The 12,845-nt window shown below is 46.9% G+C and carries 13 protein-coding genes; 7 read left to right on the forward strand and 6 right to left on the reverse strand.

From position 1 onward, the window contains the following. Window positions 1-51 precede the first annotated feature (51 nt). Window positions 52-471, forward strand: a complete 420-nt coding sequence (locus HB364_RS16825) for a hemerythrin domain-containing protein (protein ID WP_167289377.1) — start codon at window positions 52-54, stop codon at window positions 469-471. Between the two features lie 61 nt (window positions 472-532). On the opposite strand, the gene HB364_RS16830 is transcribed toward HB364_RS16825, so the two are convergent. Together HB364_RS16830 and HB364_RS16835 are read right to left on the reverse strand one after the other, a co-directional pair. Continuing rightward, the gene (locus HB364_RS16830; protein WP_167289378.1) at window positions 533-1,111 is read right to left on the reverse strand and encodes a hypothetical protein; all 579 of its coding nucleotides are present in this window, start codon (window positions 1,109-1,111) and stop codon (window positions 533-535) included. Further along, window positions 1,108-2,169: an agmatinase family protein gene (locus HB364_RS16835; RefSeq protein ID WP_167289379.1), complete on the reverse strand. Its 1,062-nt coding sequence runs from the start codon at window positions 2,167-2,169 to the stop codon at window positions 1,108-1,110. Before HB364_RS16835 ends, HB364_RS16830 begins: the two co-directional genes overlap by 4 nt. Before the next feature lie 312 nt (window positions 2,170-2,481). On the opposite strand from HB364_RS16835, the gene HB364_RS16840 reads away from it, so the two are divergent. The 3 genes from HB364_RS16840 to HB364_RS16850 all read left to right on the forward strand — a co-directional run bounded on the left by HB364_RS16840 (window position 2,482) and on the right by HB364_RS16850 (window position 6,187). Continuing rightward, window positions 2,482-2,895 (forward strand): cytochrome c maturation protein CcmE domain-containing protein, encoded by a 414-nt coding sequence (locus HB364_RS16840; protein ID WP_167289380.1) that lies wholly within the window; start codon window positions 2,482-2,484, stop codon window positions 2,893-2,895. An 8-nt stretch (window positions 2,896-2,903) separates the two neighbouring features. Next, on the forward strand, window positions 2,904-5,390 hold the full coding sequence (gene ccsA, locus HB364_RS16845) for a cytochrome c biogenesis protein CcsA (protein WP_167289381.1): 2,487 nt from the start codon (window positions 2,904-2,906) through the stop codon (window positions 5,388-5,390). A gap of 140 nt (window positions 5,391-5,530) precedes the next feature. Then, entirely contained in the window at window positions 5,531-6,187 is a 657-nt protein-coding gene (locus HB364_RS16850) for a DUF4294 domain-containing protein (protein ID WP_246228509.1), read from the forward strand. Here HB364_RS16850 and rfaE2 read toward each other — a convergent pair whose 3' ends face one another. The 4 genes from rfaE2 to panC all read right to left on the reverse strand — a co-directional run bounded on the left by rfaE2 (window position 6,188) and on the right by panC (window position 9,110). After that, the gene (rfaE2, locus tag HB364_RS16855) at window positions 6,188-6,679 is read right to left on the reverse strand and encodes a D-glycero-beta-D-manno-heptose 1-phosphate adenylyltransferase (protein ID WP_167289382.1); all 492 of its coding nucleotides are present in this window, start codon (window positions 6,677-6,679) and stop codon (window positions 6,188-6,190) included. Further along, complete coding sequence (locus tag HB364_RS16860) at window positions 6,624-7,685, reverse strand: lysylphosphatidylglycerol synthase transmembrane domain-containing protein (protein WP_167289383.1); 1,062 nt, start codon at window positions 7,683-7,685, stop codon at window positions 6,624-6,626. The genes rfaE2 and HB364_RS16860 overlap by 56 nt, the downstream gene beginning before the upstream one ends. 73 nt (window positions 7,686-7,758) lie before the next feature. Next, window positions 7,759-8,103, reverse strand: a complete 345-nt coding sequence (gene panD, locus HB364_RS16865; protein ID WP_167289384.1) for an aspartate 1-decarboxylase — start codon at window positions 8,101-8,103, stop codon at window positions 7,759-7,761. Window positions 8,104-8,261: 158 nt separating this feature from the next. Next, window positions 8,262-9,110: a pantoate--beta-alanine ligase gene (gene panC / locus HB364_RS16870; protein ID WP_167289385.1), complete on the reverse strand. Its 849-nt coding sequence runs from the start codon at window positions 9,108-9,110 to the stop codon at window positions 8,262-8,264. A 112-nt stretch (window positions 9,111-9,222) separates the two neighbouring features. Here panC and HB364_RS16875 point away from each other — a divergent pair, with 112 nt between their 5' ends. The 3 genes from HB364_RS16875 to metK all read left to right on the forward strand — a co-directional run bounded on the left by HB364_RS16875 (window position 9,223) and on the right by metK (window position 12,837). Further along, complete coding sequence (locus HB364_RS16875) at window positions 9,223-10,035, forward strand: glycogen/starch synthase (protein ID WP_167289386.1); 813 nt, start codon at window positions 9,223-9,225, stop codon at window positions 10,033-10,035. A gap of 33 nt (window positions 10,036-10,068) precedes the next feature. After that, on the forward strand, window positions 10,069-11,502 hold the full coding sequence (locus HB364_RS16880; RefSeq protein WP_167289387.1) for a DUF4270 family protein: 1,434 nt from the start codon (window positions 10,069-10,071) through the stop codon (window positions 11,500-11,502). Window positions 11,503-11,583: 81 nt separating this feature from the next. After that, window positions 11,584-12,837 carry a methionine adenosyltransferase gene (gene metK / locus HB364_RS16885; RefSeq protein ID WP_167289388.1) on the forward strand — a complete coding sequence of 418 codons (1,254 nt, stop codon included), beginning with the start codon at window positions 11,584-11,586 and terminating at the stop codon, window positions 12,835-12,837. Window positions 12,838-12,845 lie beyond the last annotated feature (8 nt).

Raw genomic sequence — 12,845 nt, forward strand, 5'->3', positions numbered from 1 at the left:
CCTGCTTATGGAGTAATTCTTGTCGTATTTAACGGAAAGGAGGGACTCGTTATGGAACGAAATTCCGTACTACAGCCGTTTCTAAGCCACCTGGCCAGCGACCGCCAGATCTGCACCCAGATACTGGGCAATATCATGGCCGGCAAAAGCAGCAAGATAACCAAGCAGGCCGTGGTGAACTTCTGGGTTAATAACCTTCAAAAACACATTGAGGCCGAAGAAAAGACCCTGATCCCCTTCCTGGTCCGGCATCGTTTTAACCTGCAATACACCAACTTATTGCACCGTGAGCATGATACCATCCGGGTATTGGCAGAGCGGCTGCCCGCAGGGCAGGAGGGTGATTACCTGTACGAGGCTTTTGTAAAGCTGGTACATGAGCACCTGCTGTTTGAAGACAAGGTAATTTTTGCCCAAATCCAGGAAACCATTCCGGAGCAGGAACTGGCGCAATTGCGCCTGGTAGCGTAAAACTGAACCAGGAGGTCTGAGGTTGGGAGCCTGAAGCTGACTTTGGGACTCAGGCTTCTGATTACTGATTGCCGGACTTCCGTATTTCCTGGCTTGTTTTCCCAAGCTGCTTACGGCAATACGCATTAAATTCCTCTTCATCGGCCTCGTCTTCTTCCTCATCTTCCACTTCCCGCTGGAGGATGCGGTTATTGGTGAAATCAAGGGTCAGCAGGCCGTCTTTCAGCATGATGTTATCAAACTGTGCCCACGGATATCTTTTTTTGAAGAGGGAGTTGATGACCACTTCCTGGTCGGAAAAGCCGATCTCCAGGGAATATTTGGCCTGGTATTCCAGTAAGGCAAGAATGATGAATACAAATGTGAGCCATTGAAAGTAAGGCATCTTCATCCATACGAGGGCCGCAATGAGCAATGCGCGGCTATAGTACACTTTTTTGCCTTTGGCCGATTGCCATACATTCCAGATCAATACACCGGTAACAAAAACGGCTCCGAGGAGATAGGCCACACCTACCTGATGAGCAAAGACCAATTCACGAACAAAGAATATAACAGACAGAATGCCCAGCAGGAGGCCGATAAAGTCTATATATTTACTTTGCCTGTTTTTAAGGATAACAACGTATTGGTAGATCATGAGCCGACAACAGCCTGTTGATTGCAAGCCACCAGCAAATTACTTAACTTCCACAATACACGTGCGCCAACATTGGCATCCCACTCATTTTCTCCCACACCTACTTCACTCAAGTCGAAGCCAACGAAGCGGCGGCCGCTCTTAATGATGCGTTTCAGCAGGTAATATACCTGCTGGGCTTCAAAGCCACCGGGTACGGGCGTACCGGTATTAGGGCACAGTTTGGGGTCGAGCCCGTCAATATCAAAGCTCAGGAATACATGCTGCGGCAGGTGGTCCACGATCTCATCGGCGATCTCTCTCCACGACTCACCCTCATAACAGCGTTCCTTAATGTTTTTATCAAAATAGGTAACTACCCGCTCCTTGTTGTTGCACAGGTAATCCCATTCCTCTTCACAATAATCACGTACCCCCACCTGCACCAGTTTGGTAAGCTGGGGTATTTCATTCAGGGCATTGTACATGATGCTGGCATGGCTATAGCGGAAACTCTCATAGGATTCCCGCAGGTCGCAGTGCGCATCAATCTGCAAAATGCCAAAAGAAGGATATTTATCGGCTATAGACTTGTAAAATCCCAAAGCGGTACTGTGGTCTCCACCCAATAAGGCTACCAGTTTGCCCTGGTCCAATAAAGTTTTGGTCTGGTCATATACCCAGTTATTCAGGTATACAGCCCCTTCATTGATCTCCTTGAGTGATTTGCACATAAAATTGTTTTTCTCTATGGGCTCACCTTTGGAGATGTAGTCAATGTACAATTCAGCTTCTTTGCGCAGGTAATCGCTCTTCAGCAGGATCTTCCTGTCGGGCACACGCATATAAAAGCCCTGTTTCCAGGCATCCTTTACATCGGCATCAAACAAGTCAACCTGCATACTGGCTTTGAAGATATGGTCGGCGGCGCGTGCTGTACCGGCACTACAACTAACGGTCACTTCCCAGGGTACCGGCAGGATTACAAGCCGGGCATCTTCTTCTGTGAAGGGCAAACCAAATATGTTATTATTGGGATTACTTACACCGTTGGGATCAAAATGTGATAAGTCTGTCATTGTTGAAGAGGTCTCTTCTTTAAAAACGCCGTGCAAGGTAGCACAGTATTAGATAGAAGCAAAATAATGTCAATAAGTTGCATAACGATCGTTAGTTATGGGTTTCGGGTTTGGAGTTTGGGGTTTCGGGTTGCTGCCGCAGGGTGGTTTTACTGGCTTTAGTCCGGAACACTGATTTTATACCACATTTCCAATTATTTATAGAAAAATGAACAAAATGGAAATCTGATGGTTATGGGCAATGGAAACACATAAAAATCACATAAACCTGTTCCGCATTTTGAGCTACCTTTGCGGAGAATTGAACCCGGTATGAAGAAGATCCACATTGTCATCCTTGTGTGCATTGCTGCCAGTATCATGGTGTTGCTGAGTTTTATGGGTGATCTTTCTACGTATGAAACCCTTGCCTCTGCCCGCCAGAAAGAAGGTAAAACGGTTACTGTCATCACCCAACTGGACAGGTCTTTCCCCATCGAATACAATCCGGCTGTCAATCCCAACCTCACCACTTTCCATGTCATGGACTCCCTGGGTAATAAGGCCCGGGTAGTATATTACTTCGAGAAACCTTTCGATATGGAAAAGAGTGACCGTATTGTTCTGAAAGGCAAAATGAGGGGTGACCTATTTGAAATCAGCCGTAAAGACGGCATCCTCATCAAATGCCCTTCCAAGTACAAAGATGACCCTAAAGCAGCCTACAATAACCTCTCTCAAAATTAAAGCGCCTGATGGATTATATTGGTGAACACCTGTTGCCCGGACAGCTTGGTCATTTGCTGGTAGTGCTTTCTTTAGTAGCCTCCATCGTGGCCTGTATTGCTTATTTTAAATCTGCCAATGCCAAACTGCCCGATGAAGCAGTAAGCTGGCGGAAGATAGGACGTATTGCCTTTATCACCGATGCGCTTTCCGTAATAGCCGTATTTGGCATTATCCTCTTCATCATTGTACAGCATTATTACGAATATTATTACGCCTATAATCATTCCGACAGGTCACTGTCGCCCAAATTCCTGCTCGCCAGTATCTGGGAAGGGCAGGAGGGCAGTTTCCTGTTGTGGACCTTGTGGCATAGCATATTAGGTTTGATCCTCATCCGTACCGCCAAAAAATGGGAAGCGCCGGTCATGACGGTCATCAGCTTCGCCCAGATCTGTATGGCTACGATGGTGCTGGGGCTATATGTGTTTAACCTCAAGATCGGCAGCACGCCCTTCATGCTTACCCGCCACCAGTTTTCCAATGCGCCTATCTTCAACAACCCCGATTATCTTTCCATGGTGCAGGATGGGGTAGGCCTGAACCAATTGTTGCAGAACTACTGGATGGTGATCCATCCCCCGGTATTGTTCCTGGGTTTTGCCTCTACCATTGTTCCCTTTGCGTTTGCCATAGCCGGCCTTTGGAAAAAGGAATACGGTGGCTGGACCAAAACCGCATTGCCCTGGTCATTGTTCTCCGGCGGTATATTGGGACTGGGCATAATGATGGGGGCGTACTGGGCTTACGAATCGCTCAGCTTCGGTGGCTATTGGGCATGGGACCCGGTGGAAAATGCCTCCCTCGTTCCCTGGCTTATATTGGTAGCCGGCATCCATACCCAGATCGTATATAATGCTACCGGTCATTCACTCAGGGCCACGCATTTCTTCTTTATTGCTACCTTTTTGCTCATCTTATATTCCACCTACCTTACCCGCAGCGGCGACCTGCAGGATACTTCCGTGCATGCCTTTACAGGAAGTGGTATGAACTGGCAGCTCCGGTTGCTGGTCTTTGTTTTCCTGGTGCCTTCTTTATGGCTGTTTATTGCGCGGTATAAAAAGATCCCGCATATTGCCAAAGAAGAAAACTCATATAGCCGGGAATTCTGGATGTTTATCGGCTCGCTGGTATTGTTCCTGTCGGCCATCTTTATCGGCGTGGCTACTTCGCTTCCGGTGATCAATAAGATATTCGGCACCAGCTTTGCCATCGGGGAAGACCGGGAATTTCCCTATAACCGTATCATGATCTTTGTAGCGGTTGTATTGGGAATACTTACGGCCATTACCCAGTATCTGAAGTATAAGAACACGGCCAAAGGGCAGTTCTTTAAAAAGCTGGCCCTGCCTACCGGCATTGCGTTGGCTATATCCATATCAGTGAGTGTATGGGGCCATGTTAATTATGATAAATTCGGCGCGGGTTTCCTGACTGCTATCCACCTGGCACTGTTTGCCAGCATTTATACCGTAATAGCCAATGCCGGCTATATCTGGAGCGGCATGAATGGTAAGCTGAAAGCAGCCGGTGCATCTGTGGCGCACGTGGGCTTTGGCATTATGCTCGTGGGCGTGCTTATCTCCTCTTCCAAAAAAGAGGTATTGTCCATGAACTTTATCAACCCGCTCAACTTTGGCCCCGACCAGAAAGAGAAAGGGGTGGAGAACCTCACTTTATACCAGGGCGTTCGCACCGATATGGGAAAATACTGGGCTACTTATGTAGAGGACTCGGTAACGGAAAAAGGCAAGATGACTTATTTCCGTATCGACATGGAAAGCAAGGATGGCAAAGAACGTTTCCCGCTCTACCCTGATCTGATCAAGAACACCAAAGGCCAGGAAGGATATTCCAACAACCCCGATGCCCGCCACTACTGGAATAAAGATATTTTCGTATACATCAATTACTCCACCAAAATGCAGGAGACAAAAGATACATCGCAATACCGCGCACAAAATGTGAAGGTGGGCGATACGATCTTTTATTCCAATGGTTACATGATACTGGATAGCGTGACGGCCAATCCGCAAACGGATAAATACAAGCCTGAGCCGGGCGATGTGGGTATTATGGCCAACTTCAGCGTTGTAACCCGTGAGCAAACAAAACTGAAAGCGCAGCCCCTTCTGTATGTGCGGGATAATAACACGTACCATATTATGGATTCTGTATTCTCCCAGGGTTTATCGGTAAGCCTGTCCAAAGTGGCCGACGATAAGCACATCGAAATACGGGTGAAAGAATCTGCCCAGATGGTGCCTTTTATTGCGCTTAAAGTACTTCAGTTCCCCTTTATCAAACTCGTATGGCTTGGCACCGTGCTGATGGTTATCGGATTTATCATGAGTATGGTGCGCAGGATCAGTTTGCTGAAACCAATTGGTGAGGCACAGGCAGCCAGGAAGAAACCAGTAGTACAACAAGAGGAGCCGGTTTCCGGCAATTAATCAGCCAGTTACATATAGGAGGCCAGCAACGGGCAACTGCATCGGGCAATTTTAACTAAAATATTTGCAGCTTTCCGGGTTACTTAGTTTGTCTTACCCGTATTATTCTACAGGAATAATTGCTATTTTGTGTAAGCTTCATGGTATCCAAACGCATTATATTGGGCTGTTTGATGTGGGTGGCGGCATCTTTATGCCTCACCAGTCATTCCATGGCCCAGGAAAAGGATACCATTCCTTTGCCGCCCGGCGTGGAGCAACCCGAACTGGGGCCTAATGATACGATCCCGGTACCCGCCATGATCATAGGCAACCAGCTTGTTCCTTCCGGCAACCTGGAATGGCTATGGGTAACGGCTCCCTATCCCAAACATTTATTGAAAAAGCGGCAGGAGTGGACGAGGCTCCGCAATGCCATTTATGTTACCTACCCTTATGCCCGTAAGGCCGGCGTTATTATCAATGAGATCAATAGCAAACTGGCCGGTGTTACGGATAAGGAGCAGCGCAAGAAATACCTGAAGACAAGGGAAAAAGAGCTGAAGAAAGAATTTGCCGATCCCCTCAGTAACCTGTCGGTATACCAAGGCAGGGTGCTGATGAAGCTCATTAACCGGCAAACCGGTAATAACTGCTACGATATTATTAAGGAATACAAAGGCGGCTTTACTGCCCGCATGTACCAGACTGTTGCTTTCTTCTTCAACAGCAATCTAAAACAGCCCTATAACCCGCAAGGCAATGAAAGGGAAATGGAAATGATCGTGCAGGAAGTGGAAAAGATGTACCGGATGTAGTTACAGTTGATTTATTTTCCCGATGATCCCCGTTGTTGAGTATCCTTCCACAATTGGATTGATGACTACTTTACCGCCATTGGCTTTTACTTCTTTGGCGCCTACGATCTGTTCTTCTGTATAATCGCCGCCTTTTACCAGTACATCGGGCATCACCGCTTTGATGAGTTCCAGCGGGGTGTCTTCTTCAAAAAGTACTACGGCATCTACCATGAGTAATGCAGCCATCACCGTGCTGCGCGCCTGCTCATCATTCACAGGACGGGCATCTCCTTTGAGCCTTTTGGTGGAAGCATCAGAATTTAAACCTACTATTAAGTAATCGGCCTCTCTGGCGGCCTGTGACAGGGAATAAATATGTCCGCGGTGCATGATATCAAAAACACCATTGGTAAAAGCGACTGTTTTACCGATTGCGCGCCATTGGGCTATTCTTTTAATCAGCTCCGGAAGTGTGAAGATCTTGCTTGGGATGATGTCCGCTTTGCGCATGGGATTCTTTTTGCTTCTTATTGAAATATGGCAGCAAAGCTAAGGCAACAAATCCACTGATGAGTATCTGGAAGAATTGAACAGTCCACATCAGCCAGCCGAAAGCTAACCCGAGGCTTTCTTTTAACCCATAGAGCGCCATTGTTTCCTGTACGAGCAGGGGATAGGCGCCTATTCCGCTGGGCGTTATGATCATGGCGATACTGCCGGTGGATAGTACAGATAAAGATTCTTTGGTGCCATAGACCGTGGTCTCCTGCATAGCGTACATGCCAATGCGCACACTCACGAGGTACATGGCCCAGATGAATACAGAATGGAAGATAAACCAGCCTTTGCTTTTTACATACCGCACACTGGTAAGTCCCTGCCATATACCTTGCACAATGCGTTTGATCTTATAGATAAAGGATATATGGGAGAATTTTTTAAATACATACCAGGCGCCGGCGAACCCAATGACTACGATGGCCAGCAGGATGATGATTTTGGTGGCGCTCAGGCCGCTGGTTTTGGAACCCAGTATATCATTGAGGAGGCCTGTAGCATAAGGCCCAATGATGTCCGACTGGGTGACAATAGCGATTGTCATAACAATGGCCAGGCATATCAGGTCGAAAGCCCTTTCGGCTACAATGGTGCCTACCAGCTTATCGGCCGGTACTTTTTCATAGCGGGCCAGGGCTGTACATTTTAATACTTCTCCGAGGCGGGGAACGGCGAGGTTGGCCAGGTAGCCGATGAGCACCGCCATATAGGTATTGGAGATACGGGGTTTATAACCCAGTGGCTCCATGAGTATTTTCCAGCGGATGGCGCGGCTGTAGTGGCTGAGCAGTAAAGCGGTAATAACCGGTAATAAGAGCCAGTAATTGGCATTACGGAAGGCATTCTGAATATCTTCCCAGTCTTTATCAGAAACCTTGCGCATTGACCACCATACTAAAAAGATTCCAAGCCCCAGAAAGATGATGTATTGCAGTACGCTTAGAAGCTTTTTATTCATAAGTTCAAGGGAGGTTGGTTGTCAAACAAAAATAAGGACAATATATAACGCTAATGTTATTATAACGGTAATGTTATAATTTATTGCCTTCTTTTGGGAATACCAGCCAGGGTTTGAAAGTTTTGGCCTTTTCAAAGTCCATGCGTGCATAGGAAATAATGATCACTATATCGCCTGCAGCCCCCTGGCGGGCGGCTGGTCCGTTGAGGCAGCAAACACCGGAGCCTCTTTTACCTTTGATCAGATAGGTTTCGATGCGGGAGCCATTGTTGACATTGACCACCTGAATTTTTTCGTGTTCAATCATATTGGCTGCATCCATCAGGTCTTCATCCAGGGTAAGGCTACCAACGTAATTCAGATTAGCTTCTGTTATCACTGCCCGGTGTACCTTCGACTTAAGCACTTCTATGTCCATGATCGTGTATTAATTTGACTGTTATTGCCCCGCTGCAGGGGCGGCTGGCGCCTGCAAAAATAGGGCGCCTATAAAAAACGGCTGCAAAGCTATAAAAGTTTACTGGATTTCAAACGTTAGTTAGCCCTTCACGAATTAGTTTAAATGATAATGTGCTGTTATTTAGTTACCTGCCTATTATCAATCAGCCTTACTTCGCCTAAAAAGGCGGCGATGAGGGCTACCAGGGGCTGTTTGCCATCCCAGGTATCGGTGGGGGATAAAGAATGGGCGTCGGCCACAGCTACATAATCTATTTTGAATCCTTCTTTTTCGAGGAGGTCCCGGGCTTCCTGCAGGAGGGGAGTGAGGGATCCCGGAGTTATATGCCGGCGGATATGTTCCAGCGCGTGGTAAATGGCCGGCGCCTTCTTCCGGTCTGCTTCCGGTAATCGCATATTGCGACTGCTCATCGCCAGTCCGTCCTTTTCGCGGATGGTGGGAACGGCCACAAAACGGGTATTCATTTTTAAATGCTGTAAGAGCCATTGTACCACCATACATTGCTGGTAATCCTTCTGGCCCATAAATAACTCATCGGGCTGCACTTTCTGCAACAAGCGGCTCATGACCTGGCATACTCCCTGGAAATGGCCGGGGCGGTATTGGCCTTCAAGCACGGTTTCGAGGTAGCCAAGGTCATAATGTTCCAGCCCGTGGATACTGTGTGGATACATTTCATCCACAGACGGCAGGAAGAGGATATCTGTTCCGGTTTTCTCCAACTGGTAAATGTCCTTGTCCAGTGTATTGGGATACTTCTTATAATCATTAGGGTCATTGAACTGGGTGGGGTTTACGAAGATGCTGCATACTGTGATGGACGTGTGTTGCCGGGCTTCCTGCACCAGGGCGAGATGTCCTTCGTGCAATGCTCCCATTGTGGGAATAAAGCCTGTTTTCCGTTGCATCGTCCGCTGCTTTTGAAGATGTCTGGCCAATGCAGCAGCCTCCTTAAAAATGATCATTTTGAGACGTTTAAAAGCATGGGACAGGCTATGCCGCCCATTTTTCTAATAAAATACCTTAACTTTGCACCCTGTTTTTAAAAATGGTTATCCGCAACCAATTATAATCATAATGCAGACAAAGAAAAGAATTTTATTTATTGCCAACGAAATGTCTCCTTACCTGGAGCTGACAGAATTTTCGGAAACTGTTAACCGGCTGGCGATAAAGGCAAATGAAGGTGGTTTCGAAGTTCGTTGCATTATGCCCCGCTTTGGGGTGATCAATGAGAGGCGGCACAGGCTCCATGAAGTTGTCCGGTTATCAGGTATCAACGTCTCTGTTGACAATGATGATTTTCCCCTCCAGATCAAAGTTGCTTCCCTGCCCAATGCCCGTTTACAGGTTTATTTCCTCGATAATGAAGACCTTTTCAAACGCAAATCTATTTTTCATGATGATGATGAAAAGTGGTTTGATGACAATGGTTTGAGGACGGTGTTTTTTTGTAAAGGAGCCCTGGAAACAGTCAAGAAATTTGGCTGGCCCCCCGATATTATCCATTGCAGTGGCTGGATGACCGGCCTCATCCCCCTGTATCAAAAGACTGCGTATAAAAAAGAACCTGTATTTGCCCATAGTAAAGTGATCTACACGCTTGGCAATAACAGTTTTAAAGAAAAGCTGGGTCCTAATTTCCTGAAGCTGGCCAATATCAGCCCCAATATCAAGGACAAGGACCTGGAACCCTTCAAAGAGCTTAATAATACAGCTATGATGCGCGGTGGCGCTACTTATGCGGATGCTGTGACCTTCGGCGCTGAAAAGGTAGATAAAAAGCTGGTAGAGGAGTTTGGCAAAGTGAAAGGTAAAAAGGTGCTCACCTATAATGCAGAATCCGATTTAACAGACTATTTGCAATTGTATTCCGACCTTGCCAAATAGGCTGAATTTCTGTAACCTGTTAACAATCTCTAAGTGAATAGCAAAATTACGCTGTCTGTCATAGCTGCTTTGACCGGATTGATGATTTATAGTTCCTGTACTAAAGTAGACACTACCGATCTTGGTAATGAGCTCATTCCCGCCGTAGACAATGTACATACTTTTGAAACGGTACTGGATGTCGAAACCGATAATTTCCTATTTCCCGATACTACCCGCCTTACCGGCTCTTCCCTCCATGCATTAGGCATCATCGGCGATGATCCCGAATTTGGACGTACAGATGCTGCTGTATATGCTGCTTTCAACCCATCCACGTATGGTGTCCATCCGTTTGGGAATAAAGATTCCCTGATTGCTGTAGACTCGGTGGTGCTGTCCCTGGCTTATGGTGGCCTGTATGGCGATTCCAATTCTGTTGAGCGTTTTGAAGTGTTCCAGATAGATCCTGCTACGAATAACTTTAAAGATTCCATCTACCGGATCAGTGAACCTGATTTTGCCGTATTGCCTGCTGTATTGGGAGGCAAGGATGTTGACTTTAAAAGCCTCAACGACTCCGTGATATATGTACAGGGAAAAGATACCGTGAGGACCATTAATGAATTACGCATCCGGCTGGATAATTCCTTCGCCCAGCAATTCATTAATTACGATACTGCTAATCAGTATAAAACAGATTCGGCATTTAAAATATATTTTAAAGGACTGGCCATTAAAGCCAATAATGCTTCGGCCGCTAAAAACGGACTGGCTTATGTGAACCTGGTCAGCACTACCAATACCCGGCTTACCTTTTACCGGCGCATGAAAAACGGTAGCACGATAGATACCACCACTACCGTATTCAGCTATACCGATGGTACGCAGGCCAACCTCATACGCCGTACAGCCGCGCATGGTTATAAAACCTATCTGGAGAATGGCTCACCCAATGATGACAAGGTATACCTGCAAACCGCACCGGGCTCTTATGCTACGGTGAAAATACCCGGCCTGGATACCTTTAAGAATGTGAACCGGGTGATCCACCGTGCAGAGCTGGTGATAGAACAGGTTGAGTCTACACAGGATAATATCTATACCGCGCCGGCCTTATTGTTTATCGATGCCATCAATGCGGCCGGTGATTCCTCCTTCACTATCCGGAATGATTTTATTTATACCGGTACCGGCGGTGGCTATGATGTAGCCAGTCTGGGCGGCGTGTTGAACAATAAGAAATACACATTCACTTTAACGCGATACCTGCAAAGTGTGGTCACCAAGAAGTTGCCTTATTATACGCTGCGTATTTATGCGCCCTTCTTTGCTGATCCTTATTACCAACTGCCGGACGGCACATCACGAGTCTTGCTAACGTACTTGTTTGTCAACAGCCCCATTGCCAACGGACGGCTGGTGGCCGGAGGTGGCAGCCATCCTACGCAGAAAATGAAGGTTCGAATTATTTATTCTAAAATTTGAGATGGACGCTTATCTTTGCGCCTGTCTTGCCATCATAACCCGTTAAAGATTCTTGTTTAACCTTTATCAAATCAAATAGTCATGCCGTATTTATTTACATCGGAGAGTGTGTCCGAAGGCCATCCCGATAAGGTCGCTGACCAGATCTCTGATGCGCTTATTGATAACTTCCTTGCATTTGACGCTCAGTCAAAAGTAGCGTGTGAAACATTGGTAACTACCGGTCAGGTTGTATTGGCGGGCGAGGTTAAGTCTGCTGCCTACCTGGACGTACAGGAAATTGCCCGTAACGTGATCCGCAAAATTGGTTATACCAAGAGTGAATACATGTTCGAAGCCAGCTCCTGCGGTGTATTATCTGCCATCCACGAGCAGTCTGCCGATATCAACCAGGGTGTAGACCGCAAGAAGAAGGAAGAGCAAGGCGCCGGTGATCAGGGTATGATGTTTGGCTATGCCACCAATGAAACCGAGGACTATATGCCACTGGCATTGGACCTGGCCCACAAGCTGCTCATTGAGCTGGCTGCATTGAGAAGGGAAGGCAAGCAGATCAAGTACCTGCGTCCTGATGCCAAAAGCCAGGTAACGCTGGAATATGATGATAACAACAAGCCTGTACGTATTGATGCTATCGTAATCTCTACCCAGCATGATGATTTTGCTGCTGAGACCAAGATGCTGGACCAGATCAAGAAGGATGTAGTGAATATCCTGATCCCCCGCGTAAAGGCTAAATACAAGAAATACGCTCACCTGTTCAATAACAAGATCAAGTATCACATCAACCCAACCGGTAAGTTTGTGATCGGTGGACCACACGGTGATACAGGTCTTACCGGCCGTAAGATCATCGTTGATACATATGGTGGTAAAGGCGCACACGGTGGTGGTGCATTCAGCGGTAAAGATCCTTCCAAGGTAGACCGTTCTGCTGCTTATGCTACCCGTCACATTGCCAAGAACCTGGTAGCTGCCGGTATCTGCGAAGAAGTACTGGTACAGGTTTCTTACGCTATTGGTGTAGCTCAGCCCATGGGTATTTACATCAATACTTATGGTACTGCCAAGGTGAAATTGACCGATGGTCAGATCGCCCAAAAAGTATCTGAAGTATTCGACATGCGTCCTTACTTCATTGAGCAGCGTCTTAAACTGCGTAACCCGATCTATAGTGAAACTGCTGCTTATGGCCACATGGGACGTAAGCCGGAGATCGTGGAAAAGACATTTACATCACCAGATGGCAAATCCGTTAAAAAGAAAGTGGAGCTGTTTACCTGGGAGAAACTGGATTATGTAGGGAAGATCAAAAAGGCATTTAGTTCCAAATAGTTGCTGAA

It is taken from the genome of Paraflavitalea devenefica (genome assembly GCF_011759375.1).
Classification (GTDB): Bacteria; Bacteroidota; Bacteroidia; order Chitinophagales; family Chitinophagaceae; genus Paraflavitalea; species Paraflavitalea devenefica.

Excerpts from the sequence above, each read along its gene's own strand:
- rfaE2 (WP_167289382.1), bottom strand. The coding sequence starts at position 6,679 with ATGCGCAAAGCGGACATCATCCCAAGCAAGATCTTCACACTTCCGGAG.
- HB364_RS16835 (WP_167289379.1), bottom strand. The coding sequence starts at position 2,169 with ATGACAGACTTATCACATTTTGATCCCAACGGTGTAAGTAATCCCAAT.
- panC (WP_167289385.1), bottom strand. The coding sequence starts at position 9,110 with ATGATCATTTTTAAGGAGGCTGCTGCATTGGCCAGACATCTTCAAAAG.
- HB364_RS16830 (WP_167289378.1), bottom strand. The coding sequence starts at position 1,111 with ATGATCTACCAATACGTTGTTATCCTTAAAAACAGGCAAAGTAAATAT.
- HB364_RS16825 (WP_167289377.1), top strand. The coding sequence starts at position 52 with ATGGAACGAAATTCCGTACTACAGCCGTTTCTAAGCCACCTGGCCAGC.
- metK (WP_167289388.1), top strand. The coding sequence starts at position 11,584 with ATGCCGTATTTATTTACATCGGAGAGTGTGTCCGAAGGCCATCCCGAT.
- ccsA (WP_167289381.1), top strand. The coding sequence starts at position 2,904 with ATGGATTATATTGGTGAACACCTGTTGCCCGGACAGCTTGGTCATTTG.
- panD (WP_167289384.1), bottom strand. The coding sequence starts at position 8,103 with ATGGACATAGAAGTGCTTAAGTCGAAGGTACACCGGGCAGTGATAACA.
- HB364_RS16840 (WP_167289380.1), top strand. The coding sequence starts at position 2,482 with ATGAAGAAGATCCACATTGTCATCCTTGTGTGCATTGCTGCCAGTATC.
- HB364_RS16860 (WP_167289383.1), bottom strand. The coding sequence starts at position 7,685 with ATGAATAAAAAGCTTCTAAGCGTACTGCAATACATCATCTTTCTGGGG.
- HB364_RS16875 (WP_167289386.1), top strand. The coding sequence starts at position 9,223 with ATGCAGACAAAGAAAAGAATTTTATTTATTGCCAACGAAATGTCTCCT.
- HB364_RS16850 (WP_246228509.1), top strand. The coding sequence starts at position 5,531 with ATGGTATCCAAACGCATTATATTGGGCTGTTTGATGTGGGTGGCGGCA.